The sequence below is a fragment of the Microbacterium sp. LWO13-1.2 genome (assembly GCF_038397725.1).
Classification (GTDB): domain Bacteria; phylum Actinomycetota; class Actinomycetes; order Actinomycetales; family Microbacteriaceae; genus Microbacterium.
On the sequence record NZ_CP151634.1, the window covers coordinates 1,111,286 to 1,136,792 of the forward strand.

A 25,507-nucleotide genomic window follows, 5' to 3' on the forward strand; every position below is an offset into this window, starting at 1 on the left:
CCGCCGATTCCGGCCTCAGGACTCGGACGGTTTCAACGGCAGGCGCGGACCGTGGTTCCACGCGAGGATCGCTGGTTGTTCACGGTCGAAGCCCAGCACCGAGACGGAGCCGGCATCCAGGGTGATCTGCGCGCCGAAACGAGGAGCCTCACGCAGGAACACCGCCGCGAGGATGCGCAGGTAGTGCCCGTGTGCGATCAACGCGACGTCGCCGTCGGCCATCGCCGGCAGCACGCGGGTGAGCACCCGCGAGGCGCGCGCGGCGACCTCTTCGACCGTCTCGCCCGGGGTCTCGCCCCTGATCACGCCGTGGGCGAAGGCGGTCCAGTTGTAGCCGAGCTCCGCGCGGATCTCCTTGGTCGTGCGCCCTTCGTACCCGCCGTAGTCCCACTCGATCAGCAGCGGGTCGATCTGGGCATCCAACCCGGCCAGCTCGGCCGTTCGTCGTGCTCGCTGCAGCGGTGAGCTCAGGACGAGTCCGAAGTCGTAATCCCGCACGAGGTCGCCGGCCGCTCTGGCCAGGTCCTCCCCGCGCGGGGTGAGCGGGATGTCGGTGCGCCCGGTGTGCTTGCCCGTTCTCGACCATTCCGTCTCGCCGTGCCGGAGCAGCACGAGCTTGCCCTGCGGATTGTCGGGGGCCGGGTGGTCAGGCAGCTGGTCGGATTCATCCACACCGCCACCGTACTCCGCCGGTTCGGCTCCTGGCTCAGCGCCGAACGCGAATGCACGCCCGTGCAATTTGTCACGGAAAGGGATGACACGAGGTCACTTCTGCAGCGCGCTCGCTCTTGATGGCATGGATGCATGACCAGGTCATCTCCCCTCGCAATCGGATCCGCCGTCGTCGCAGCGGGTGTCGCCGTCGCCGTCGGCCTCTTCGCCACTCCACCCTCTCCGAGCCTTCAGCCGCACACGAGCGGTGACGCCGCCCTCGCTCGGGCGGTCGAGCAGGACGCCCATTCGGCTGGCGCGCTCGATCGCGTGAGCGTCGCGTTCATCGATCTGGACTCCGACGACGAGACGGTGACCGCCGGCTTCGGAGCCGACGACGACACCGAGTACGAGATCGGCTCCGTCACGAAGACCTTCACCGGCAACCTGTTCGCGATCGCGATCGACCGCGGTGAGGTGACACCGACGGAGACCCTGGCCGCGGTCTTCCCCGAGTTGGACGGAACCCCGGCCGGCGGGGTCACGTTGGAGAGTCTGTCAAATCATCACTCGGGGATGCCGGGTCTGGATGAGGCCTCCACCCCGCAGGTTCTCCTCGACACCGTCACCAATCGCAATCCGTATCGCGGCACCGTAGATGAGCTGCTCGAACAGGCGGGGCGTCAGCAACTCGTCGCCCCCGGACACTTCCTCTACTCGAACCTGGGGATGTCGCTGCTCGGGCAGGCCCTGGCTCAGCGCGCAGGTCTCTCGTACCCCGAACTCGTGCAGGAGAGGATCTTCGATCCGCTGCAGATGACGCACAGCAGAATCGTCCTCGGCGGGGCCGACCAGCCGGATCTCACCACCGGATACTCGGCCACGGGGATCCCGCAGGAGGCGTGGTCGATCGGACCGTTCGCGCCGGCCGGCGGCATCCGCTCGACGATCGGCGACATGGCCAGCTACGTGCAGGCGCTTCTCGACGGCACCGCCCCCGGGGCATCCGCGATGGACCGCCACCTCGTCGGCGAAGACGGGGCGGAAGGGTACGCCTGGCTCATCCTCGACCAGGACGACGGCTCGACACTGACGCTTCACAACGGGCAGACCGGGGGCTTCGCCTCGTTCCTCGTCCTCGATCGCGAAAGCGGCAAAGGAGCGGTGGTGCTGTCCAACTCGGCGGCTCAGCTTCCGGATGTCGTCCTGAACCTCGTCAAGAAAGGCTTCACCGAATGAGCCTGTCGCCCTCCTCCCTGCTCGCTTTCGTCCTCGTCATCTTCTCGGCGCTCTACGCGCTCAGGGCCGGGAAACCGAAGCGATTCGGCATCGCGGATCGGATCGGCGCCATCGCGGAGTCGACCGGACTGCTCGCTCTGTTCACGGTGCTGCATTTCGCGACGGGGTGGGCCGGGGTTCCGGTGGTGCTGTGGGTGGTGTCCGTCGTGCTCGCAGCCGGCGGAGTCGCGGGTCTCGTACTCCGCGTCCCGACTCTCCCGTGGCTGCACGAGCGCCGCCGGCTGGGACTGCGCATCGCCAGGCTCGCGATCTCGGGACTCTTCTGCGTCGTCGTGTTCGTGCTGGGAGCGATCTCGGCTTGGGGGTAGGGGAGCGCCCTCAGAGCACGATGTCGGAGGGCTCACGGAGAGTGAGCCAGCTGCCCGGGCGCGCGGTTCGTCCGGGCAGCACGTCGGCATCCGGCAACGGACCCAGGTCGATATCGATGATGCCGGCGAGGTCGGCCACCGGCACCTGGAATGTGCGGAACGCTCCCAGTGGTGGTGCGGCCAGAAGTCCTTCGGGGGTGTCGACGAGTTCGGACTGGTCCAGCAGGAAACCGGCGGCGGCGAGGCCGGTGGGGCCCTGCCAGGCCGCGACCTTCCAGAAGCGGAGCGGGATGCGGACGCCGCGGTAGGTCGGATCTTCGGCGCCGAGAACCGGGGCGGTGAACACCGACAGGCGCTGATCCGTCGTCTCGGCATAGCCGAGCACGTGGTCCTCGAGGCCCAGCCAGAGTTCTTTGGACTGGTTGAAGCCGGCCGCCTGGGGAGCGGCGTTCGGGTAGAAGAACGTCGCCTCCGTGGCGTCGCGTGCCTCGTCGGTGTCTCCCCAACCGGGATCGCGTCGGCGCACCAGGTGGCCGCGGTCGAGGTCGTTGCGGGCGTAGACCTCGGGGCCGGTCTGCTCGCCGTCCTCGACTCTCGGGTCGAGCCGCCATTCGCCGGTGCGGGGGAGTTCGCGCAGTCGTGCGCCGTCGATGTTCACCGCGGTGACGGCCGCGAGTCTGCGTGCAGGGTCGAGCAGCACGGAGAACCGCGGGTAGGGGAGCAACCGCGTCGGGCGCTCGAGACTCGGCAGCGGCAGCGGGGTGGCGAGGAACTGTGCGTCGTAGCCATCGGTCATGTCTTCCATCGTGGCGGATGCCACCGACGTCGATGCTCGTCGCGGCCGGATCGCGTCGAGGCGCGTCAGCCCTGCGGTCGGTGACTCGTTCTGCACACAGCTGATGTCGCCCGAGTTCTCCACAGATCTTGATGATGAAGCGGATCGGCGGTGCGGTTCGATCGCCGCTTCGAGAAGATCGGCACATGGACACCGGCTCCGCACTCGACGCCTCCGAACGCACTATCCACCTGCCTCCAATCGACCCGGAGGAACGGGACAAGGTGTGGGAGCACCTGATGGTGGTTCGGGACGGTCTGCCGGAGGTGACGATCGTGATGTCCTCCAATGAGGCGTGGCGCGCTCTGGATAATCTGGAGAGCAATGGCGGCTCCGGGGCGCTGACGCACGCCGAAACTCTCGGGCTGATCGTGCCTGTCGTCGAGTCGCTGTTCGACGACGACGACGTTCGCGAGCTCGGGCTGGAATTCCACGCCCAACTGATTCTCATGTGCGCCTTCCCCAGCATCCCCGAATCGCTTGCGCTGCAGGTCGCGTTCGGTCGCAAGATCGGGGAGGAGCAGTTTCGAAAGATCGCTCGTTTCGCGGTTCGCGCGCACAATCGCGGAATCACCGTCGACGAGTACATCGAAGACCTCAGAGTCGCGGATGCTATCCCGCACGATCGCCCGGTTCGGCTCTTCCGAGGCGAGTCTCGCCGGGTTCCGTCGTGTGTCCGGATGCAGCGCGCCATCGCGCTGCTCCGCCGCACTTCGGCGCTCGCACCGGAACCGTTCCGTCCTCCTCTCCTCTGCGTCATCGCCTGGCTGCAATGGGCGCAGGGGCGCCGCGCCCTCGCGATCGCCTACCTGGAGGAAGCCCTGCGCATCGAACCTGCAAATATCTTGGCGCACGGCTTGAACGTGACATTCGCGGCGCGGCTACCGGAATGGATGGGATTGTATCGTGATGCGATACGCGATACGGTGGAATTGTGATCGTCAGCTTCAGGCATAAGGGTCTGGAGGCGCTCTACCAGGACGACTCGAAGCGGGGCATCCAACCCGACCACGCGGCCAAGTTGCTCCGAATCCTGGCTGCTCTGGACGTTGCGCAGACCTCCACGGACCTTGCGATTCCGTCCTTTCGTACTCATGAGCTCAAGGGCGAACTCGCGGGGCACTGGTCGATCTGGGTGAACGGAAACTGGCGCGTGACGTTTCGTTTCATCGGGCTGGATGTCGAACTCGTCGACTATCGGGATTATCACTGAGGGAGTGGGACATGATGAAGAATCCGCCGCATCCCGGCTCGATCATCCGCGAGGACGTTCTCGCCGAACTGGGTCTCAGTGTCGCCGAAGCGGCATCGCGACTTGGGGTCGCCCGTGTCACGCTCAGCCGAGTGATCCACGGTCACGCCGGGATCAGTCCGAATCTCGCCGTGCGCCTGGAGCGATCCGGCGTGGGGACTGCGCGGGCATGGCTCGCGATGCAGACCAACTACGATCTCGCGCGCGAATTGGCCGGAAGAGCGCACGAGGTGCGTCCTCTGGTCGTCGCCTGATCGGGATAATGAACGTCAGTCCCGCTCGCCCTGGGCGTGCCGCGGGCTCGGATCGGGCGGGGTGATGTTCACCGGCGGAGCGGATGCCGCGTGCGCCCGCCACCAGACCACGAAGCCGATCGCGGTGAAGATGCCGTAGAACACGTACATGAACCCGGTGACGTAGTAGCCGGCGCCGAAGAGCAGCGGCACCCCCACCACATCGACCGCGATCCAGATCAGCCAGAACTCCGTCCAGCCCTTGGCCATGCCGTAGGTGGCCAGCAGGGATCCGACGAAGGTCCAGGCATCCGCCCATACCGGCTCCCAGGAGCCGAGTGCTCGGAACAGCGGCGTGAGGGCGACGGTGCCGACGATCATCCCGAGGACGAGACCGATCCGCGCGCCCGTCGGTGCCCAGCGCGGAGTCAGGCGGCCGCCCCCGGCCGCGGCCTGTCGCCACCGCATCCATCCATAGATCGCGACCGCGATGAACATCACCTGACGTCCGGCTTGTCCGAGCAGATGCGGAAGCGAGTGGTCCGGGCTGAGGACCGAACCGAGGAACACGGTGAGCAGCAGCAGGTTTCCGATGATTCCGACCGGCCAGGCCCAGATCTTGCGGCGCATGCCCCCGAGCGCACTCGCGAGGCCGAAGGCGTTGCCGACCACCTCTCGCACGAGGAGGACCTGTCCGCCGGGGAGGGTCCAGTACGAGTTGAAGCTGTCGACCAGCCAGTGCAGCGCGTTCATCGTTTCCTGCATCCGCGCTTTCGGGAGCGCATCGCCGACGTTAGCAGGAGCCGGGCGGCGTCAGCCGCCGATGTAGCTCATCTCGATGCGCTGGCGGGCTTCGCGCAGTTCCGGCGTGAGGCTCGCGCGCACCTCCGAGTAGCGATCGTCTCTGGCGCCCCAGATCGACGCCATCGCCGTCGCCAATTCCTCGTCATCGGCACCGCCGCGCAGCAGTGCACGCAGATCGTGGCCTTCGGTGGCGAACAGGCAGGTGAACAGCTTGCCCTCCGTCGAGATCCTCGCCCGATTGCACGTGCCGCAGAACGTGTTCGTCACCGACGAGATCACGCCGATCTCTCCGGAGCCGTCGGTGTACCGCCACCGCTGGGCCGTCTCACCCGGCACTGCCGCACCGACCGGTTCGAGGGGGAAGAGCGCACCGAGACGCTCGACGATCTCGGCTGAGGGCACCACCTCGTCGAGCGACCAGCCGTTGGAGGTGCCGACGTCCATGTACTCGATGAACCGCAGCACGTACGGGGTTCCCTTGAACCGCGCCGCCATCCCCTCGATCTCACCGTCGTTCAGCCCGCGCTTGACGACCATGTTCAGCTTGATCGGCCCGAGCCCGGCGGCGTGCGCGGCATCGATGCCGTCGAGCACCCGGGCGACCGGGAAGCGCACATCGTTCATCCGCTGGAACAGTTCGTCGTCGAGCGAGTCGATCGAGACGGTCAGCCGGTCGAGTCCGGCATCCTTCAGCGCCTGCGCCTTGAGAGTCAGCGCCGAGCCGTTCGTGGTCAGAGCGATCTCGAGCCGCTCGCCTTCGGGGGTGCGCAGAGCAGCCAGCCGGGCGATCAGATCTTCGATGCCGCGACGCAGCAGCGGTTCGCCGCCGGTCAGCCGCAGTTTGCGCACGCCGTGTGCGGCGGCGACCCGCGCGATCCTCTCGATCTCCTCGAAGCTGAGCAACTCCTCCCGATCGAGGAACGCATAGTCCCGACCGAACACCGATCGAGGCATGCAGTAGACGCAGCGGAAGTTGCAGCGGTCGGTCACCGAGATGCGCAGGTCGCGCAGCGAGCGGTCGAATCGGTCGGTCAGGCCGCCGGTCGAGGGCAGGCGCATGACCCCTGTGGCCCGCGAATGCGCAGCGGGATCTGGAGTGATCGACATCGCGTCCCCTTTGAGTGGCTACGGTAGCACCGCTCAGGACGAGCGGCGCATCGAGACGTCGTGGTCGGAAATGGAGAACCGGAGGTGCGCGCCCGGTCGCGCCCCTGCGGTGAGGGCGGTGGACGACGGGCAATCGACGGCGATATCCGGATGCTCCGCCGTGAAGAGCCGCACCCCTCCGGGGACCGGCTCCATCAGCGCGACCGTGCCGGTCCAGGTGTTGGCGGCCGCGTCAACGAGGGCCTCGGGGGAATGGATCCGCACCGAGCCGGGGGCGAACACCGCGGTTCCGGCATCCCCGGAGCGCAGCCGGTCGCCCTGCCCTGCCCAGCGCAAGCCGGAGCCCGTCTGCAGGATGCCGTCGGCATCGGCCGAGCCTGCCACGAGATTCACGCCGGCCACGGCCGCCACGAAGGGCGAGTTCGGGTGCCCCAGCACTTCAGCGGTCGTGCCCTGCTGCACCACGCGTCCGTCCTGCAGCACCGCGGTCTGCGCGGCGAGCACGACCGCATCCAGGGGGTCGTGGGTGACCAGGACGATCGGGATGCCGGCCCGGTCACGCAGTTCGGAGACGAGTCGTCTGGCCTGGCCCGCCGTCTGCGCGTCGAGGGCGGCGAACGGCTCGTCCAGCAGCAGCGCGTCGGGCGCAGCCGCCAGGGCGCGAGCCAGAGCGACGCGCTGCTGCTGCCCGCCGGACAGTTGCGCAGGGCGCCGCTGCGCCAGTTCGTCGAGTCCGACATCGGCGAGCTGTGCGTGCGCGACATCGCGGGCCTCGGTGCGCGGCATCCCCTGCGAGCGTGGCCCGAATGCGACGTTCTCCAGTGCGGTCAGGTGCGGAAACAGCATCGGGCGCTGCCCGAGCAGACCGATCCGGCGGCGCTCCGGCGGCACTGAGCGATCCAGCGTTCGCCCGCCGAGGGTGATCCGGCCTTCGACGGCACTGTGGTGACCGGCGATCGCGCCGAGGAGTGTCGACTTGCCCGAGCCGTTCGGTCCGATAACGGCGAGCACTTCGCCCGCGTTCGCCGTGATCGCGGCCTCCAGCAGGAACACTCCGACGCGGGCGCGGATGCCGACGTCGAGCGTCATCGGATCGCATCCGCTCGCCAGCCGCGCATGAGCACGAGCACGCCGATGGCCACGATGATGAGCATGAGCGACAGGGCGATCGCGGTGTCCTCGCGCACGCCGGCGCCGTTGAACGCGGTGTAGATCGCGAGCGGCATCGTGCGGGTGACGCCGGGGGCGTTGCCCGCGAACAGGGCCGTCGCGCCGAACTCGCCGAGTGCGCGGGCGAAGCAGAGCACAGAACCGGCGACGAGCCCTGGTGCGACGAGTGGCAGCGTCACCCGGCGGAACACGGTGAACCGGCCGGCCCCGAGCGTCGATGCGACCAGCTCGTGCCCGGTGCCGGCGGTGCGCAATGCACCCTCGACCGAGATGACCAGGAACGGCAGCGCCACGAACACCTGGGCGATCACGACGGCGGCGGTGGTGAACGGGATCTGCACGCCGGCTGCCGTCAGGGCACCGCCCAGGATGCCGCCGCGGCCGAGCAGGGAGAGCAGCGCGATGCCTCCGACGAGCGGAGGAAGGACGAGCGGGAGAGTCGCCAGGGTGCGCAGGATCGACGCCAGCCAGGCGGGGCTGCGAGCGATCACGACCGCCAGCGGGATGCCGAGGACGGCGCAGATCAGCGTGGCGATCGTCGCCGTCGACATCGACAGCCCGAGTGCCTGCAGAGCCTCGGGCGAGGCGATCGTCGCGGGCACGCCTGCCCAATCCAGGCGAAGGAGCAAGGCGATGAACGGCAGCACGAGAAGCAGCGTCGCCAGCGTCGCGGGAATCACGATCCAGAACGGCGGACGCGGTGCCCTGGTGCTGCGTGGCGACGACGTGAGCAGGGTCATGGCGCTCCGAAACCGTACTCGGCGAGTACTCGCTGGCCGGACTCGGACAGCACGAACGCGACGAACGCCGTTGCCGCGGTCGGATTCGCGGCATCCCGCAGTGCGGACAGCGGGTACACGTTGGTGGCGCGCTCGGCGCCGGCGATGTCGACTCCGGTCACATCACCGGCGGCCGCCGCGACATCGGTGCGGTAGACCAGGCCCGCATCGGCCTCGCCCGACTTCACCTTGCTGAGCACAGCGGTGACGTTCTGCTCCTCACTGGCCGGCCTGAGCTCGATGCCGGCGTCGTCGAGGAGCGCACGCGCGGCCGTGCCGCACGGCACCTCGGGGGCGCACAGCACCACGGCGAGCCCGTCGCTGGCGAGGGCGGCGAGCGAGTCGATGCTCTCGGGGTTGCCCGGTGCCACCGCGATCTGCAGGACGTTGCTCGCGAACGACTCCGGTTCGACGGCGAGCCCTGCATCGACCACCTTCGTCATGTTCTTCTCGTCCGCCGCGGCGAAGACGTCGGCCGCCGCGCCCTCGATCAACTGGACGGCCAGCACCGAGGAGCCGTCGTAGCTGATCGGGCGGACATCGACGCCCGGATGCTGCTCCTCGAAGTCCGCTGCCAACTGGTCGAACGCTCCGGAGAGGGAAGCGGCCGCAAAGATCGTGAGTTCGCCGCTCAGTCCCGCTCCGCCCTGGCGGTCCGGTGTGCTCGCGGCATCCGTCTCACCCGAAGGGCCGGATGCCGAGCATCCGACGATCCCGAGACAGCCGACCAGGGTGACGGCGGCGACCAGGCGCCGAAGGGACAGGGCAGTCACTGCGCAGCATCCCGTTCCGTCTCGAGGATGACCATGGTCGCCTTGACCACGGCGACGGCCTTCGACCCGACGTGGAGATTCATCTCGCGCGCGGCTTCCGATGACATCAGTGTGATCACGCGATGCGGACCGCACTGCAGTTCGACCTGGGCCATCAGGCCGTCGATCTCGACGTGCGTGACCAGCCCGGTGAAGCGGTTTCGCGCACTGCGGCGGACGTCGCCGACATCGGAGGCCGCTGTCGCCAGTGCTTGCGCGCGCGCGGCGAGTTCGGCACCGTCGACGACCTGGCGTCCGGAAGAGTCGTGCCCCAGTGCGAGCACGCCGTCGGCGACCCACCGGCGCACGGTGTCGTCGCTCACGCCGAGGAGGGAGGCGGCCTCACTGATCCGGAAATGCGTCATGAAACGTACACTAGTGGCGCATTTGCGGAAGCGCAATCAACAATACCGCATGGTGGAATAGGAATTCCAAAAAAACTGGACGGACAGCCGTTTCGCTGTTACTGTCGGAGAGTCCCGCCGGAGCCCTCTCGAGGGTCGCGGTCAGGCACGAAATCACAGTCAGCGGATCGACGAGGATCACGCACGAAACCCGTGAGTCCTCGAGCATCCGATCGAACGCAAGGAAGCTCTTCACCATGGACTCCACCGGCATCACCACGTCCATCGTCACGACGCACGCAGACGTTCAGCCGTCACCGGCCGAGTACCTGGCTCGCGCCGTCGACCTCGCCACCGAGAACGTTCGCAATGACGGCGGTCCCTTCGGAGCCATCGTCGTCTCGGCCGACGGCCGCGTGTTCGAGGGCGTGAATCGCGTCACCGCGAATCTCGACCCCTCAGCGCACGCCGAGGTCACCGCGATTCGCAATGCCTGCCAGGGCCTCGGCACCTTCGATCTCAGCGGTGCGGTGCTCTACACCAGCTGCGAGCCGTGCCCGATGTGTCTCGCGACCTCGCTGTGGGCGCGGATCGAGAAGGTCTACTTCGCCGCCAACCGCGACGACGCCGCAGACGCCGGCTTCGACGACGCGGTCTTCTATCGCTACTTCGAAGGCGGCGACGAAGACCGCGCGATCATGCCCGTCGCGCAGGAGCCCCTTCCGCCGGCGCAGCGCGTCGCCGCCTTCACCGAGTGGAGCCAGACGGCCACTCGCATCGACTACTGATCTCCCCGATTTCCTCAGCCTCACCCCACCCGAGCAGGAGAGTACTTTCATGTCTCAGACCGCCGAAGTCCGCAAAGGCGCGGACGCCCCGGATGAACAGCCGCCCGTGAGCGCGCTCGACCGTTTCTTCGAGATCACCAAACGCGGCTCGAGCATCCCGCAGGAGATCCGCGGCGGGCTCGTCACCTTCTTCGCGATGGCCTACATCGTCATCCTCAACCCGATCATCCTCAGCAGCGGCGAGGACGTCACCGGCACCGCGCTCGACTTCGCACAGGTCGGCGCCGTCACCGGACTCACCGCCGGTGTGATGACGGTGCTGATGGGACTGTTCGCCCGGGTTCCGTTCGCGCTCGCCGCAGGCCTCGGGATCAACTCCTTCCTCGCCGTATCGGTGGTCGGAGACGTCAGCTGGCCCGAGGCCATGGGCCTCGTGATGATCAACGGCGTGCTCATCGTGCTGCTTGGTGCCACCGGCATCCGGACCGCGATCTTCCACGCCGTCCCGCAGGCGCTGAAGGCGGCGATCACCGTCGGCATCGGCCTGTTCATCGCCTTCATCGGATTCGTCGACGCCGGATTCGTCAATCGGACGCCCGCCGGTCCTCCGGTGCAGCTGGGCGACAACGGTTCGCTGACGTCGATCCCGACCCTCATTTTCGTCGGCACGCTGGTGCTGATGGGCATCCTCATCGCCCGCAAGGTGCCCGGTGCGATCCTCATCGGCATCGTCGCCGGCACGATCGGGTCGATCATCGTCGAAGCGACGATGAAGCTCGGACCGCTGTTCGGCGCCGACGGCGAGAACCCCGGTGGCTGGCACATGTCCGTGCCGGGGCTTCCGACCCAGTGGCTGAGCATCCCCGACTTCTCCCTGATCGGACAGTTCGACCTGTTCGGCTCCTTCGGCCGGATCGGTGTCCTGTCGGCGGTCATGCTCGTCTTCACGCTGCTGTTCACGAACTTCTTCGACGCCATGGGCGCGATGACGGGTCTCGCCAGAGAGGCCGGTATCGCCCGCAAGGACTCGACCTTCCCCCGCCTGCGCAGCGCTTTCGTGGTGGAGGGCGCCGGTGCGGTGATGGGTGGCGGCACGTCGAGCTCGTCGGCCACCGTCTTCATCGACAGCGCGGCCGGTATCGCCGAGGGTGCGCGCACCGGATTGGCCGCCCTGATCACCGGCGGACTCTTCCTGCTGTCGATGTTCTTCACCCCGCTGACGGCGATCGTGCCGATCGAGGTGGGCGCCGCGGCACTGGTCATCGTCGGCGCGCTGATGATGTCGCAGATCCGCGAGATCAAGTTCGACAAGTTCGCCGTCGCGATGCCGGCATTCCTCACGATCGTGACGATGCCGCTGACCTACTCGATCGCGAACGGCATCGGTGCCGGCTTCATCGCCTGGGCTGTCGTCAACACGCTCGCGGGTCGTGCCCGCAAGGTGCACTGGCTGCTGTGGATCGTCGCCGTCGGCTTCGCCGTGTACTTCGTGCGCGGGCCGATCGAGACGTTGCTCGCCGGCTGACCGAAGCATCCGCCGGCCGAGGCCGCCCCCATGCATGGGGGCGGCCTCATCCGTGTGCGGGGAAACGTCCGTCTTCTGACCGGGAATTGTGAGGTGAGCGCTTCACCGGGTACGGATGCATGCTGAAAGTACAGATGCATGCTGGAATCCACCGATCTCAGCAGACATCTGTACTCTCGGCATGCGGGTGTACCCGCGGCGGTATGCGACGCGCATCTGCGGCGGGGCGGATGCTGGAGGCTGCCGGGCGAGTCAGTCGCGCGAGACGTCGACGGGCGCTGCCTCGTCGATGAGTTGCAGCATCCGGGCGGCGACACTGACGGCAATGGCCGCCGGCTGCTTGCCCGGTACCTCGGGGATGCCGATGGGAGTGGTCACCCGCGCGAGATCGCTCTCGGTCTGGCCGAGCTCGAGCAGCTTCTTCCGGAAGCGCGACCATTTCGACGACGAGCCGATGAGACCGATCGACGCGATGCCGTCGGTGCGCAGCGACTGATCGACCACGGCGAGGTCTTCGACGTGGTCATGCGTCATCACGAGCACGTGTGCGCCAGGCGGGAGTCCGGTCAGGGCGGCTTCCGGCACCGGCGCGTGCGTGATGTGCACCCGCGCGACACTGTCCGCGAAGAGGCCGGAGGCACCGGGTGCGCCGACCCGATCGGGCGCGAGCATCTCGCGTCGTGAGTCGATCAGGTGCAGGTCCAGCTCGTGTCTGGCGAGGATGCGGGAGAGCTCGAGCCCGACATGGCCGATGCCGAAGATCGCGATCGTCGGCGTCACGCGCATCGGCTCGAGCAACATGGTGACCTCTCCTCCGCAGCACTGCACACCGTACTCGGTGACGGCCTTGTCGCTGAGCGTGAGTGCCAGCAGCTCGGGCTCGGCGGCTCCTGCCGCGAGCATCTCCCTGGCCTTCTCGATCGCCGTCGCTTCGAGGTTGCCCCCGCCGACGGTTCCGAAGACATCGTCGGGGGAGACCACCATCTTCGCGCCGCCATTGCGGGGCGCGTGGCCGCGCACGACGGCCAGGGTCACGACGACGGCGGGCACCCGCTGTGAGCGCAGGTCCTGCAGAGCGTCGAGCCAGTCCATCGAAGACTCCGCTCAGCGAGCGGCCGCGAGCTCGCGCTCGGTGTGATCGGATGCCGGGTCGGCCGCCTGCTGCGCCGCGCGGACCGCCCAGAAGACGGCCTCCGGGGTGGCGGGCGAACCGAGCTCGACAGTGCGTCCGGCCGGGCCGAAGGCGGCGACCGCTTCACGGAGCGCCTCACGCGCGCTGAAAGCGAGCATGAACGGCGGTTCGCCGACGGCTTTGGACCCGTACACGGCGCCGTCCTCGCGGGCGTTCTCGAACAGGCGCACATGGAACTGCTCCGGCATCTCCGAGAAGCTGGGCAGTTTGTACGTCGACGCGGACTGGGTCTGCAGCCGACCGCGGTTCGGGCCGTCGCCGGTGTCCCAGCGCAGTTCCTCGAGCGTGAGCCAGCCGGCGCCCTGCACGTACGCGCCCTCGATCTGGCCGATGTCGAGCATCGGAGAGAGCGAGTCGCCGACATCGTGCACGATGTCAACGCGGCGCAGCGTGTAACCGCCCGTGAATCCGTCGACTTCGACTTCGGTCGCCGCAGCCCCGTAGGCGAAGTACTTGAAGGGCGAACCCTGCATGATCTCTGGATTCCAGTGCAGGCCCTCGGTGCGGTAGTACCCCGCAGCGAAGAGCTGCACGCGCTGCAGGTAGGCGGCGTTGGCGACCTCGCCGAAGGTCAGGCGCTGGTCGCGGTTGCCGAGGCCGGTCACGTAACCGCCCTCGAACTGCACGTCGCGTTCGTTGACGTTGAGCATGCGCCCGGCGACGCTCGCCATCCGCTCACGGATCTGCTCGCACGCGTTCTTCACCGCACCGCCGTTGAGGTCGGCGCCCGACGACGCCGCGGTCGCCGAGGTGTTGGGCACCTTGTCGGTGCGGGTGGGAGCCAGCCGCACCTGGTGCAGCTCCAGCCCGAGCGCGGTCGCCGCCACCTGCATCATCTTCGTGTGCAGGCCCTGGCCCATCTCGGTGCCGCCGTGATTGATGAGAACGGAGCCGTCCTTGTACACGTGCACGAGCGCGCCGGCCTGGTTGAAGGCCGCGAAGTTGAACGAGATGCCGAACTTCACCGGAGTCATCGCCAGTGCTCGCTTCACGTGCGGGCTGGTGGCGTTGAAGGCGGCGATCTCGGCGCGACGGGCATCGATGTCGGCCTCGCCGTGCAGCTGGTCCCAGATCGTCACCATCCGGTCGGCATCCTTCACCAGCTGGCCGTAGGGGGTGGACTGACCAGGCCGGTAGAAGTTCTTGCGGCGCAGCTCGAGCGGGTCGATGCCGAGCGCGGGGGCGACCCGGCCCAGGATGTCTTCGATGAGGAACACGCCCTGCGGACCCCCGAAGCCACGGAACGCCGTGTTCGAGGCCTTGTTGGTCCTGACGATCCGTCCGTGCGCGTGCACGTTCGGAATCCAGTAGGCGTTGTCGAGGTGGCAGAGCGCGCGCCCGAGCACCGGCTCCGAGAGATCGAGGCTCCACCCGCCGTCGCAGGTGAGCACGGCATCCAGCGCCTGCAGGTGGCCGTCGGCGTCGAAGCCGACCTTCCAGTCGATGAGGAACGGATGCCGCTTGCCGGTCATCGTGATGTCCTGTGTGCGGTTCAACCGCAGACGCACCGGGCGACCGGTGAGCTTGGCGCCCAACGCCGCGATGGCGGCGAAACCGTGAGGCTGCATCTCCTTGCCGCCGAAAGCGCCGCCCATGCGCAGGGACTGCACGGTGACCTCGCTGGCGGAGATTCCGAGCACGTGGGCGACGATGTCCTGCGTCTCGGAGGGATGCTGTGTCGAGCACTGCACGAAGTACTGACCCTCGGAGTCGCGCAGCGCGAGTGAGGCGTTCGTCTCGAGGTAGAAGTGCTCCTGGCCGCCGAATTCGGTGCTGCCCTCGAAGACGTGCGCCGCGGAGGTCAGGGCGGATGCCGCATCCCCGCGCTGCACGGTTCGGGCGATGCCCTGGAACGAACCGGCCGCGATGGCCTCCTGCACGGTGATCAGTGACGGCAGCGGCTCGTACTCGACCGTGACGCGTTCGGCGCCGAGACGGGCGGCCTCCTGCGTCTCGCCGAGCACCCACACCAGCGCGTGCCCGTAGAACATCGCCTCGCTGGGGAAGAGAGGCTCATCGTGTTTGATGCCGGCGTCGTTGACCCCTGGCACGTCGTCGGCGGTGAGCACGCGGACGACACCGGGAACCTCGTACGCTCCGGAGACGTCGATGGTGACCTTCGCGTGCGCGTTGGTCGACTGCACCGGCCACGCGGTGAGCACCCCCGCGGTCTGCGCGGCGAGGTCATCGGTGTACATGGCCGCCCCGGTGACGTGGAGCACCGCGCTCTCATGCGGTGCACGGGTTCCGACGACGGAGTTGGCCGGACGATCGGCGAGAGCGCTCATGCCGACACCTCCTTCGATTCGACGACCGTCGTGCTGTACAGCTTCAGCAGTGCGGTGTTGAGCATGAGCGAGCGGTAGTCCGCGCTCGCACGGTGATCCGACATCGGGGTGCCTTCACTGCCGAGGACTTCGGATGCCGCACGCACGGTCGCGATGTTCCACGGCCGTCCGATCAGGGCGTCCTCGGTGGCACGGGCGCGCAGCGGCGTGGCGGCGACGCCGCCCAGGCCGATCCTGGCCGCGGTGACGATCCCGTCTTCGATGTCGAGAGCGAAGGCGATGGCGACGCTGGAGATGTCGTCGAAGCGCCGCTTGGCGATCTTCTGGAAGGCCGTGACCTGCGCCAATGGCCGCGGGATGCGGATCGCGCGGATCAGCTCGTCGGAACGCCTGACGGTCTGGCGGTATCCGGTGAAGTACTCGGCGAGGTCGACCTCGCGCTCGACGACCCCGGAGCCGTCTTCGGCGGCGGATGCCAGCACGAGGCGCGCCCCGAGGGCGAGGAGCGCCGGCGGCGTATCGCCGATCGGCGAGCCGGTGCCCAGGTTTCCGCCGAGCGTTCCCCGGTTGCGGATCAGACGGGAGGCGAACTGGGGGAACAACTGGGCCAGCAGCGGCACCGCGCCGTCCAGGCGCTTCTCGATCTCGGACAGCGAGAGGGCTGCGCCGATCTCGATGTCGCCATCGGCGCCGGAGGCGACGTCGTCGGTGACGTTCAGGGTGCGCAGCTCCTCGAGCTGTTCGATCGCGATGACGAGCGGGGCTCGGCGGCCGCGGATGTTCACCTCGACACCCCAGTCGGTGGAACCGGCGACCAGGAGCGCATCCGGCTCATCGCGCAGCAACCGCAGTGCTTCGTCGAGGGAGGCCGGGCGGATGAAGCGTGCCCCCTCGACCTCGGCATCCGTCGGGATGGCGCGGGGTGCGGGTTGTGTCAGTCGCTGCTGCAGCGGGTCGTTCTGCTCCGGGGAGCCCAGGGTGTACGCGGCATCGCGAATGGGGCGGTAGCCGGTGCAGCGGCACAGGTTGCCGCTGAGGGCGTGCAGGTCGAAGCCGTTCGGTCCGTGCTCGGCGTCATGCTCGGGGCATCCGTCGGCGTGCTCATCGACAGCCTGGGGCGCGCGGTCGCTGCGGTAGAACTCGCCCGCCATGCTGCACGCGAAACCGGGGGTGCAGTAGCCGCACTGAGATCCTCCCGCCTCGGCCAGTTTCTCCTGGACCGGATGCAGGGCCTCCGACGATCCCAGTCCTTCGGCCGTGACGATCTCCTGGCCGTTGAGGGCGTAGACGGGCACGAGGCACGCGTTCACCGGAGTCCAGGCCGTGCCGCCATCCGGCGTCGGCGTGGCCAGCAGCATCGCACACGCACCGCACTCGCCTTCGGCGCAGCCCTCTTTGCTTCCGGTCAGTCCGGTGTCGCGCAGCCAGTCGAGCGCGGTCGCATGAGCTGCGGTGCCGGCGAGTGGGCGGCGCTTGCCATTGACGTTGACGGCGATGTCATTCATGGAGATCTCCTCAGATCCGGCGGTGGTGCGGGGAGCGGTGCCGGTTCCGACTCGAGTGATGCGAGTCTATGCTCCGGGCCGTCCCTTTTCCATCGAGAGTCCGTTTTGCCTTATTCCATGATTCGGAAATGCAATTTTGAACTATGGAAAGGGTATGCCGGTCTGAGGATGTGGTCAAGTGGCGAGGGAGGAGATCTCCGCGACGATCTCACGCAGCACCGGGACGGAGCGCTCGGCGAAGCCTTCGTCGACGCGCGCGACCGGGCCGGATACCGAGACCGCAGTGAGCACCGGCATGTCGGGCACGGACATCGCGTAGCAGCGCACGCCGATCTCCTGCTCGCCGTCGTCGATCGCATATCCCCGCTCCCGCGTCAGCGCGAGATCGGCCAGGAGTGCATCGATGGAGTCGAGAGAGCGCTCAGTGGCGCGGGGCATTCCGGTACGGGCGATGATCTCGCGCACGGCATTGTCGTCGAGCTGGGCGAGGATCGCCTTGCCGACGCCGGTCGAGTGCAGGAACGAGCGCCGCCCGACCTCCGTGAACATTCGCATCGCATGCGGAGAAGGAGCCTGTGACACGTAGATCACTCGGTCGCCGTCGATGGTGGCGAGGTTCGCCGTTTCGCCGAGGCGCTCGACGAGGTCCTTCAGCTGAGGCATGGCGATCTGCCCGAACTTGCGGTTCGCCACCTCGCCCAGGCGCACCAGCTTCGGGCCGAGTGCGTAGCGACGGTTCGCGAGCTGGCGTGCGTACCCGAGCGAGACGAGCGTGCGGAGCAGCCGATGGATCGTCGGCAGCGGCAGGTTCGCTGAGGTCGACAGCTCGCTCAGGGTGACGTCACCGCCGGCATCGGCGATGAGCTCAAGCAAGTCGAAGACTCGGGCGACGGACTTGACGCCGTCGGTTGCGCCTGCGGGCATTCGCGAACCTCTTGTCTGCGGCAAAGTATCCGCATCGTGGAAATGATCTGTCGAACAGGCTATCCCATCGGTGCGGCGCGGGGCAGGAGGGCCAGGATGGTCAGATCAGCCACTCGCCGACTCTTGAAATTCCGTATAGTGGAGGTTAATATCCACATAACGAACAACGGACCCGGAGCTCGCGCCGACGAAGGAGGAGCGGTCGCATGACCATCCAGATCACCCGTGAATGCCGCATCGACGGCGCAGAAGACATTCTCACCGCCGATGCGCTCGCTTTCGTCGAAGAGTTGCATCGCCGGTTCGATGCCCGTCGGCTCGAGCTGCTCGACGCACGTCGCGAGCGCCGAGCAGAGGTCGCCCGCACTGGACGACTGGACTTCCTGCCGGAGACCGCGCACATCCGCGAATCCGAGTGGCAGGTGGCTCCCGCGCCCGAGGCCCTGCAGGACCGGCGGGTCGAGATCACCGGACCGGCGGCGCCGCCGAAGATGGCGATCAACGCGCTCAACTCGCAGGCACGGATCTGGCTGGCAGACCTGGAGGATGCCGCGAGCCCCACCTGGGAGAACGTCGTCGCCGGAGTGAAGAACCTCCGTGATGCCGCACGCGGCACGCTCGCGTACACGTCCCCGGCCGGCAAGGCGTACGCGCTGCGCACCGACGTGCATCGCCCCACCGTGGTCGCCCGGCCTCGCGGCTGGCACCTGCCGGAGCGGCATGTGCTCGTCGACGGCGAGCCCACGGCGGGAGCACTCGTCGACTTCGGACTGCACTTCTTCCACACCGCACGACAGCTGATCGCCAACGGGCACGGGCCTTACTACTACCTGCCGAAGATGGAGAGCCACCTCGAGGCGCGGCTCTGGAACGACATCTTCGTGCACGCGCAGAACGCGCTCGGCATCCCGCAGGGCACGGTCCGAGCCACCGTGCTGATCGAGACGATTCCGGCGGCATTCGAGATGGACGAGATCCTCTACGAGCTCCGCGACCACGCCTCGGGTCTCAACGCGGGCCGCTGGGACTATCTGTTCAGTCTCATCAAGGTGTTCCGCGATCAGGGTGAGGCCTTCACGTTGCCCGACCGTGCCGACGTCGCGATGACCGCCCCCTTCATGCGCGCGTACACGGAGCTTCTCGTCAAGACCTGTCATCGCCGAGGCGCGTTCGCGATGGGCGGGATGGCCGCCTTCGTGCCCAACCGCAACGACCTCGACGCGACCAGGGCGGCGTTCGAGAAGGTGCGGGCCGACAAGACCCGTGAGGCGAACGACGGGTTCGATGGATCATGGGTCGCGCATCCCGACCTCGTGCCGGTGTGCCGTGAAGTCTTCGATGCGGTCCTCGGCGAGCGACCCAACCAGCTCGATCGCCAGCGGCCGGAGGTGTCGGTCACCGCGGATCAACTGCTGGATGTGGCTTCCGCTTCGGGGAGTGCGACCGAGGTCGGCCTGCGAACCAATCTCGCTGTGGCGGTCACCTACACAGCCGTGTGGCTCTCCGGAAACGGCGCCGTCGCGATCAACAACCTGATGGAGGATGCGGCCACTGCCGAGATCTCTCGCTCGCAGGTCTGGCAGCAGCTCCGCAACGGCACCCGCCTCGCCGATACGGGCGAGCAGGTGAACCCGGCACTCGTCGAGCGGCTCCTCACCGAAGAGGTCGCGAAGCTCCGCGCGCAGGTTCCGGATGCCGACTTCGCCACGTTCTATCAGCCGGCCGCTCGCCTCATCTCGACGATCTGCCTCGACGACGACTACGTCGACTTCCTCACCCTGCCCGCGTACGAGCTGCTCATCCACTCCGTGAACGCCGGGGAACCCGCGTGAGCACCGCACTCGGCGATGCGGACCTGCTGCGGATCGAGAATCGCCTCGCGGCGACCGACAAACTGCTCGAGAGCGCGTACCCGGGTGACAGCGGCGCGCGCCAACCGGTGCACACCGTCTACGTGCCGGCCGACCGATTCGCCCCCGCGCTCGCCGCGGAGTGGGGAGCACAGGCGCTCGCCGCGGTCGAGAGCGCCGGGGGCATGGCGCGGCTCGCTGAACTCATCGGCATCTCGCCGTCGCTCATCGACAGCATCGCGGACCGGGTGGCGGCGAAACTCCGTGCAGAGCCCATCGAAGACCTCCGATTGGATTTCGAGGACGGCTACGGCGACCGCGGCCCCATCGAGGATGCGGATGCCGTGCAGGCGGCCGCGCTGGTGTCGGCCGCCGTCACGGCCGGAACGGCGCCGCCGTTCATCGGCATCCGCTTCAAGTGCTTCGAGAAGCCGACACGAGCGCGGGCATTGCGCACCCTCGACCTCTTCGTCGGTGGGCTGATCGACGCCGGGGGCCTGCCGGAAGGACTCGTGCTCACCCTGCCCAAGGTGACCACGGTGGCGCAGGTCGAGGCGATGGTCGACGTCGCGGAGACGCTCGAAAAGGCGCACGGTCTGGCGCCCGGTCGCATCCGCTTCGAAGTGCAGGTGGAGACCCCGCAACTCGTGCTCGGACCCGACGGGCGCTCGCCGCTGGCGCAGCTGCCCCTGGCCGCTCCCGGGCGGATCTCGGGGCTGCACTACGGCACCTACGACTACAGCGCTTCACTCGGCATCGCCGCGCAATGCCAATCCATGGAGCATCCGGTCGCCGACCTCGCCAAGGAGATCATGCAGCTCGCCGTCGCCGGCACCGGGATCCGCGTCTCCGACGGATCGACCAACATCCTGCCGCTCGGTGAGCGCGCCGAGGAAGCATGGCAGCTGCACGCGCGGCTCGTCCGGCGATCGCTGGAGCGCGGCTTCTATCAGGGCTGGGATCTGCACCCGCATCAGCTGCCGACGCGCTACCTGGCCACCTATGCCTTCTACCGCGAGGGGTATCCCGACGCCGCATCGCGGCTGCGCGTCTACCTCGAGCAGGCGACGGGAGCCGTGCTCGATGAACCGGCGACGGCTCGCGCGCTGGCGTGGTTCGTGTTGCGGGGTGCGCAGTGCGGCGCGATCGACGGTGATGAGATCCTCACCGACATCGGCATCGACATCGACGGCCTCACCGCCCTCGCCCACCCCCGGCTCGTGCACGTCTGACGGCCGAACAACCCCACACCGAGGAGAAACATGGGCTACTACACGCCGGCCGGAGGACTACCGGGCCAGAGCGAACTGCTCACCGATCGCGCCATCGTCAAAGAGGCGTACACCGTCATTCCGAAAGGGGTGCTGCGCGATATCGTCACCAGCAACCTGCCGGGGTTCACGAAGACGCGCTCGTGGATCATCGCCCGGCCGATCGCGGGATTCGCGACGACGTTCTCGCAGCTGATCGTCGAGATCCAACCGGGTGGCGGCGCTGCGCACCCCGAGCCGGAGGCGGCGGTCGAAGGCGTCATTTTCGTCACCACCGGAGAGCTGACGGTCACCATCGCGGGGGCGCCGCACGTGCTCGGCGAAGGCGGCTACGCGTATCTCTCGGCGGGCGAGAGCTGGTCGCTGTCCAACGACGCTTCGGCGCTGACCTCATTCCACTGGGTGCGCAAGGCGTATGAGAAGGTGCAGGGCATCGACGCGCCGTCATCGTTCGTCACGCGTGACCAGGATGTCGAGCCCCGACCGATGCCGGACACCGGCGGTGCGTGGGCGACGACACGATTCGTCGACCCTGACGACCTCGCGCACGACATGCACGTGAACATCGTCACCTTCCAGCCGGGCGGGTCGATCCCGTTCGCCGAGACGCACGTGATGGAGCACGGACTCTTCGTGCTCGAAGGCAAGGCCGTGTACCGACTCAACGACGACTGGGTCGAGGTCGAGGCGGGGGACTTCATGTGGCTTCGCGCCTTCTGCCCGCAGGCCTGCTACGCCGGCGGGCCCGGCCCGTTCCGGTACCTGCTGTACAAGGACGTCAACCGTCAGGTGCTGCTGACCCCCGGCGGCACCCGGTAGCAGCGGGTCAGTCCCGAGAGCCCTCGAACGCCTCGCACTCCTCGGAGTGCGAGGCGTTCGTGCGTATCCGACGGAGTCCGGATCGAGCCTGGATCGGATGGTTGACGCGATCCTGCCCTTCGCCTATAGTTTCATCTAGTAGAAATCTTCTTCCGTATCGTGGAACCGAAAACGTGAAAGCGAGTGAACGATGACGTACACGGTGAACTGCTCGATCCTCCTCACGGAGCTGCCCCTGCTGGAGCGTCCGGCGGCTGCGAAGGCGGCCGGATTCGACGCGGTCGAGTTCTGGTGGCCCTTCTCCACGTCGGTGCCCCTGGATGCCGAGGTCGACGCGTTCATCGCTGCGGTCCGCGACGCCGGAGTGCGGCTGACCGGCCTGAACTTCAACGCGGGCGACATGCCGGGCGGAGACCGCGGCCTGTTGTCCTGGCCGGCGCGCGGCGCCGAGTTCCGTGACAACCTCGCGGTCGTCGCGGGAATCGGCGACATGCTTGGCACCAAGGGCTTCAACGCCCTGTACGGCAACCGCATCGTCGGCATCGATCCCGCGGCGCAGGATGCTGTCGCGGTGGAGAACCTCGCCGCAGCGGCCGCGGCCATCGCCCCGATCGGGGGCACCGTGCTGGTCGAGCCGGTCAGCGGCGCCGACCGCTACCCGCTGCGCACCGCGGCTCAGGCGCTCGACGTCATCGACCACGTGCGCACCTCGACCGGCGCACGCAACCTCGCCCTCCTCGCGGACTTCTACCACCTCGCCGTCAACGGCGACGATGTGGCGGCCGTGATCGAGGAGCACGCCCCGTCGTTCGGTCACATCCAGATCGCGGACAACCCGGGCCGGGGCGCTCCCGGCACCGGAACGCTCCCGATCGACGCCTGGATCGCCCGCAGTCAAGAACTCGGCTACTCCGGCTACATCGGGCTCGAGTACAAGGCGCCCATCGAGACCGCCTTCACCTGGGCGACCGAGAGCATCAGCGGGACCCGCTGAACCCCCCCCGACTCTGCGGCAGCATCGTCTGCCGCATCCCGTACAGAAGGAAACATCATGAGCAGCATCGCAGTCATCGGCCTCGGAATCATGGGCCTGCCCATGGCCAAGAACCTCCTCGCCGCCGGCCACTCCGTCATCGGATTCAACCTCACTCAGGACCGCATCGACGCTCTCGTCGAGGCCGGAGGCCAGGGCGCGAGCGGTATCGCGGATGCCGTCGCCGACGCCGACATCATCATCACGATGGTCCCGGACTCGCCGGATGTCGCGGCTGCCGTCCGCGGTGAAGACGGCGTCTTCGCCAACGCCCGCCAGGGTGCGCTGTGGATCGATGCATCCAGCATCCGTCCCGACGTGGCCAAGGAGCTCGCCGAAGAGGCGATCGCCGGCGGCCTGCGTGCCGTCGACGCCCCCGTATCGGGCGGCGAACAGGGCGCGATCGACGCCGCGCTGTCGATCATGGTCGGCGGTACCGACGAGGACTTCGCCGCCGCGCTCCCGATCCTGGAATCCGTCGGCAAGACCATCGTCCACGTCGGCCCTGCCGGTGCCGGACAGACGGTCAAGGCCGCCAATCAGCTCATCGTCGCGGTGAACATCCAGGCGCTCGCCGAGGCGATCATCTTCCTCGAGGCGTACGGCGTCGACACGGACGCCGCGCTCAAGGTCCTCGGCGGCGGCCTCGCCGGTTCCAAGGTCCTCGACCAGAAGGGTCAGAAGATGCTCGATCGCGACTTCGCCCCCGGCTTCCGCCTCGCCCTGCACAACAAGGACATGGGCATCATCACCGCCGCCGCACGACAGGCCGGCATCACCATCCCGCTCGGCGCCCACGTGGCCCAGCTCGTCGGTTCGACCGTGCAGCAGGGCGACGGCGGCCTCGACCACTCCGGACTCTTCAAGCTGACCGCCGCATTCGCCGGCCGCAGCTGACGTCCAGAAAACAGGAGACTCTCATGACTCGTATGCGTGCGGTGGATGCCGCCGTGGCCATCCTGGTGAAGGAGGGCGCCACCGAGGCGTTCGGCCTTCCCGGGGCGGCGATCAACCCGTTCTACTCCGCGATGCGCGCCAACGGCGGCATCCGGCACACCCTGGCCCGTCACGTCGAGGGCGCAGCCCACATGGCCGACGGCTACACCCGTGCCGCCGACGGCAACATCGGCCTCTGCATCGGCACGTCCGGCCCAGCCGGCACCGACATGATCACCGGCCTCTACGCCGCGTGGGCCGATTCGCTGCCGATCCTCTGCATCACCGGCCAGGCGCCGGTGGCGAAGCTGCACAAGGAGGACTTCCAGGCGGTCGACATCGAGACCATCGCGAAGCCGCTCACGAAGATGGCGATGACCGTCCTCGAGGCGGCCCAGGTTCCCGGTGCCTTCCAGAAGGCCTTCCAGCTGATGCGCGAGGGGCGGCCGGGGCCGGTGCTCATCGACCTGCCGATCGACGTGCAGCAGACCGAGATCGAGTTCGACATCGACACGTACGAGCCGCTTCCGGTGGCCAGACCTGCGGCATCCCGCCGTCAGGCCGAGAAGGCGATCGACATGCTCACCGCGAGCGCACGCCCGCTGATCGTCGCGGGTGGCGGCATCATCAATGCCGGTGCGTCGGAGCAGCTCGTGGAGCTGGCCGAGATCCTCGGCGTCCCGGTGATCCCGACCCTGATGGGCTGGGGCACGATCCCCGACGACCACGAGCTGAACGCCGGCATGGTGGGTCTGCAGACGTCGCACCGCTACGGCAACCAGACCATGCTCGCGGCCGACTTCGTGATCGGCATCGGCAACCGGTGGGCGAACCGTCACACCGGCAGCGTCGAGAAGTACACCGAGGGCCGTACGTTCGTGCACGTCGACATCGAGCCGACGCAGATCGGTCGCGTGTTCGCTCCCGACTTCGGGATCGTCTCGGATGCCGGGGCCGCCCTCGACGCCTTCATCGAGGTCGCTCGGGAGCGTCGTACCGCTGGCACCCTGCCGGACTACTCGGCATGGGCGGCGGAGAGCCGCGAGCGCAAGGCGACGCTTCAGCGCAAGACGCACTTCGACAACGTGCCGATGAAGCCGCAGCGCGTCTACGAGGAGATGAACCGCGCCTTCGGCAAGGACGTCACCTACGTCACGACCATCGGCCTCTCGCAGATCGCCGGCGCACAGCTGCTGCACGTGTTTGGTCCTCGCCGGTGGATCAACGCCGCGCAGGCCGGGCCGCTCGGCTGGACCGGCCCCGCCGCCCTCGGCGTGGTCCGCGGCAAGCCGGGGGAGACCGTGGTCGCGCTGTCCGGCGACTACGACTTCCAGTTCATGATCGAAGAGCTCGCGGTGGGCGCGCAGCACAAGCTGCCCTATATCCACGTCGTGGTGAACAACAGCTATCTGGGGCTCATCCGCCAGTCGCAGCGCCCGTTCGACATGGATTACCACGTCTCGCTCGCCTTCGACAACGTCAACTCGCCCCACGTCGAGGGCAGCACGGCGAACGGCTACGGCGTCGACCACGTCAAGGTCGCCGAGGGCCTGGGCTGCAAGGCGATCCGTGTGGAGCGGCCCGAGGATCTGGCCGCGGCGTTCACCGAGGCCCAGGCGCTCATCGAGCGGTTCCAGGTGCCCGTCGTGGTCGAGGCGATCCTGGAGCGCGTGACCAACGTGCCGATGGGCGCCGAGATCGACAGCATCAACGAGTTCGAAGATCTCGCGATCACGCCGGAGGATGCTCCGACGGCGATCCTCTCTCTCGCCAGGGTCTGAC

General features: G+C 67.9%; 25 protein-coding genes. 13 read left to right on the plus strand and 12 right to left on the minus strand.

The window, feature by feature from the left end:
- Positions 1-15: 15 nt before the first annotated feature.
- Positions 16-672 (minus strand): histidine phosphatase family protein, encoded by a 657-nt coding sequence (locus MRBLWO13_RS05255; protein ID WP_341976751.1) that lies wholly within the window; start codon positions 670-672, stop codon positions 16-18.
- A 132-nt stretch (positions 673-804) separates the two neighbouring features.
- Between MRBLWO13_RS05255 and MRBLWO13_RS05260 the strand changes: the two genes are divergently transcribed.
- The gene (locus MRBLWO13_RS05260; RefSeq protein ID WP_341976752.1) at positions 805-1,890 is read left to right on the plus strand and encodes a serine hydrolase domain-containing protein; all 1,086 of its coding nucleotides are present in this window, start codon (positions 805-807) and stop codon (positions 1,888-1,890) included.
- Complete coding sequence (locus MRBLWO13_RS05265; RefSeq protein ID WP_341976753.1) at positions 1,887-2,258, plus strand: hypothetical protein; 372 nt, start codon at positions 1,887-1,889, stop codon at positions 2,256-2,258. Before MRBLWO13_RS05260 ends, MRBLWO13_RS05265 begins: the two co-directional genes overlap by 4 nt.
- Positions 2,259-2,268: 10 nt before the next feature.
- Here MRBLWO13_RS05265 and MRBLWO13_RS05270 read toward each other — a convergent pair whose 3' ends face one another.
- On the minus strand, positions 2,269-3,054 hold the full coding sequence (locus tag MRBLWO13_RS05270) for a DNA/RNA non-specific endonuclease (RefSeq protein WP_341978280.1): 786 nt from the start codon (positions 3,052-3,054) through the stop codon (positions 2,269-2,271).
- Between the two features lie 185 nt (positions 3,055-3,239).
- On the opposite strand from MRBLWO13_RS05270, the gene MRBLWO13_RS05275 reads away from it, so the two are divergent.
- The 3 genes from MRBLWO13_RS05275 to MRBLWO13_RS05285 are packed head-to-tail and all read left to right on the plus strand — an operon-like array spanning position 3,240 to position 4,599.
- Positions 3,240-4,031, plus strand: a complete 792-nt coding sequence (locus tag MRBLWO13_RS05275; RefSeq protein ID WP_341976754.1) for a hypothetical protein — start codon at positions 3,240-3,242, stop codon at positions 4,029-4,031.
- On the plus strand, positions 4,028-4,306 hold the full coding sequence (locus MRBLWO13_RS05280; RefSeq protein WP_341976755.1) for a type II toxin-antitoxin system RelE/ParE family toxin: 279 nt from the start codon (positions 4,028-4,030) through the stop codon (positions 4,304-4,306). Before MRBLWO13_RS05275 ends, MRBLWO13_RS05280 begins: the two co-directional genes overlap by 4 nt.
- An 11-nt stretch (positions 4,307-4,317) precedes the next feature.
- Positions 4,318-4,599 (plus strand): HigA family addiction module antitoxin, encoded by a 282-nt coding sequence (locus MRBLWO13_RS05285; RefSeq protein WP_341976756.1) that lies wholly within the window; start codon positions 4,318-4,320, stop codon positions 4,597-4,599.
- A gap of 15 nt (positions 4,600-4,614) precedes the next feature.
- Here the strand turns inward: MRBLWO13_RS05285 and pnuC are convergent, their stop codons facing one another.
- The 6 genes from pnuC to MRBLWO13_RS05315 are packed head-to-tail and all read right to left on the minus strand — an operon-like array spanning position 4,615 to position 9,615.
- A complete protein-coding gene (gene pnuC, locus MRBLWO13_RS05290) occupies positions 4,615-5,331 on the minus strand; it encodes a nicotinamide riboside transporter PnuC (protein WP_341976757.1) in 717 nt (238 codons plus the stop codon).
- 60 nt (positions 5,332-5,391) lie between these two features.
- A complete protein-coding gene (gene moaA / locus MRBLWO13_RS05295; RefSeq protein ID WP_341976758.1) occupies positions 5,392-6,489 on the minus strand; it encodes a GTP 3',8-cyclase MoaA in 1,098 nt (365 codons plus the stop codon).
- A gap of 33 nt (positions 6,490-6,522) precedes the next feature.
- Positions 6,523-7,578, minus strand: a complete 1,056-nt coding sequence (locus tag MRBLWO13_RS05300) for an ABC transporter ATP-binding protein (protein ID WP_341976759.1) — start codon at positions 7,576-7,578, stop codon at positions 6,523-6,525.
- Complete coding sequence (locus MRBLWO13_RS05305) at positions 7,575-8,399, minus strand: ABC transporter permease (RefSeq protein ID WP_341976760.1); 825 nt, start codon at positions 8,397-8,399, stop codon at positions 7,575-7,577. The genes MRBLWO13_RS05300 and MRBLWO13_RS05305 overlap by 4 nt, the downstream gene beginning before the upstream one ends.
- On the minus strand, positions 8,396-9,211 hold the full coding sequence (gene modA / locus MRBLWO13_RS05310; protein WP_341976761.1) for a molybdate ABC transporter substrate-binding protein: 816 nt from the start codon (positions 9,209-9,211) through the stop codon (positions 8,396-8,398). Before modA ends, MRBLWO13_RS05305 begins: the two co-directional genes overlap by 4 nt.
- Positions 9,208-9,615, minus strand: a complete 408-nt coding sequence (locus MRBLWO13_RS05315) for a TOBE domain-containing protein (protein ID WP_341976762.1) — start codon at positions 9,613-9,615, stop codon at positions 9,208-9,210. The genes modA and MRBLWO13_RS05315 overlap by 4 nt, the downstream gene beginning before the upstream one ends.
- Before the next feature lie 236 nt (positions 9,616-9,851).
- On the opposite strand from MRBLWO13_RS05315, the gene MRBLWO13_RS05320 reads away from it, so the two are divergent.
- Both MRBLWO13_RS05320 and MRBLWO13_RS05325 read left to right on the plus strand, forming a co-directional pair.
- The gene (locus MRBLWO13_RS05320) at positions 9,852-10,382 is read left to right on the plus strand and encodes a nucleoside deaminase (protein ID WP_341976763.1); all 531 of its coding nucleotides are present in this window, start codon (positions 9,852-9,854) and stop codon (positions 10,380-10,382) included.
- Between the two features lie 49 nt (positions 10,383-10,431).
- Positions 10,432-11,907, plus strand: a complete 1,476-nt coding sequence (locus tag MRBLWO13_RS05325) for an NCS2 family permease (protein ID WP_341976764.1) — start codon at positions 10,432-10,434, stop codon at positions 11,905-11,907.
- 252 nt (positions 11,908-12,159) lie between these two features.
- On the opposite strand, the gene xdhC is transcribed toward MRBLWO13_RS05325, so the two are convergent.
- From xdhC to MRBLWO13_RS05345, 4 genes are all read right to left on the minus strand, one after another.
- A complete protein-coding gene (gene xdhC / locus MRBLWO13_RS05330; RefSeq protein WP_341976765.1) occupies positions 12,160-12,999 on the minus strand; it encodes a xanthine dehydrogenase accessory protein XdhC in 840 nt (279 codons plus the stop codon).
- A gap of 12 nt (positions 13,000-13,011) precedes the next feature.
- Positions 13,012-15,387 carry a xanthine dehydrogenase molybdopterin binding subunit gene (gene xdhB, locus MRBLWO13_RS05335; protein WP_341976766.1) on the minus strand — a complete coding sequence of 792 codons (2,376 nt, stop codon included), beginning with the start codon at positions 15,385-15,387 and terminating at the stop codon, positions 13,012-13,014.
- Positions 15,384-16,892: an FAD binding domain-containing protein gene (locus MRBLWO13_RS05340; protein ID WP_341976767.1), complete on the minus strand. Its 1,509-nt coding sequence runs from the start codon at positions 16,890-16,892 to the stop codon at positions 15,384-15,386. Before MRBLWO13_RS05340 ends, xdhB begins: the two co-directional genes overlap by 4 nt.
- Positions 16,893-17,066: 174 nt before the next feature.
- Positions 17,067-17,816 carry an IclR family transcriptional regulator gene (locus tag MRBLWO13_RS05345; RefSeq protein WP_341976768.1) on the minus strand — a complete coding sequence of 250 codons (750 nt, stop codon included), beginning with the start codon at positions 17,814-17,816 and terminating at the stop codon, positions 17,067-17,069.
- A 206-nt stretch (positions 17,817-18,022) separates the two neighbouring features.
- Between MRBLWO13_RS05345 and aceB the strand changes: the two genes are divergently transcribed.
- From aceB to gcl, 6 genes are all read left to right on the plus strand, one after another.
- Positions 18,023-19,648: a malate synthase A gene (gene aceB, locus MRBLWO13_RS05350; protein WP_341976769.1), complete on the plus strand. Its 1,626-nt coding sequence runs from the start codon at positions 18,023-18,025 to the stop codon at positions 19,646-19,648.
- The gene (locus MRBLWO13_RS05355; RefSeq protein ID WP_341976770.1) at positions 19,645-20,898 is read left to right on the plus strand and encodes an aldolase; all 1,254 of its coding nucleotides are present in this window, start codon (positions 19,645-19,647) and stop codon (positions 20,896-20,898) included. Before aceB ends, MRBLWO13_RS05355 begins: the two co-directional genes overlap by 4 nt.
- Positions 20,899-20,928: 30 nt before the next feature.
- Positions 20,929-21,756, plus strand: a complete 828-nt coding sequence (locus MRBLWO13_RS05360) for a bifunctional allantoicase/(S)-ureidoglycine aminohydrolase (RefSeq protein ID WP_341976771.1) — start codon at positions 20,929-20,931, stop codon at positions 21,754-21,756.
- A 190-nt stretch (positions 21,757-21,946) separates the two neighbouring features.
- The gene (locus MRBLWO13_RS05365; RefSeq protein ID WP_341976772.1) at positions 21,947-22,750 is read left to right on the plus strand and encodes a TIM barrel protein; all 804 of its coding nucleotides are present in this window, start codon (positions 21,947-21,949) and stop codon (positions 22,748-22,750) included.
- A gap of 57 nt (positions 22,751-22,807) precedes the next feature.
- On the plus strand, positions 22,808-23,686 hold the full coding sequence (locus tag MRBLWO13_RS05370) for a 2-hydroxy-3-oxopropionate reductase (protein WP_341976773.1): 879 nt from the start codon (positions 22,808-22,810) through the stop codon (positions 23,684-23,686).
- 23 nt (positions 23,687-23,709) lie between these two features.
- A complete protein-coding gene (gcl, locus tag MRBLWO13_RS05375; RefSeq protein WP_341976774.1) occupies positions 23,710-25,506 on the plus strand; it encodes a glyoxylate carboligase in 1,797 nt (598 codons plus the stop codon).
- The last annotated feature ends 1 nt before the right edge of the window (position 25,507 follow it).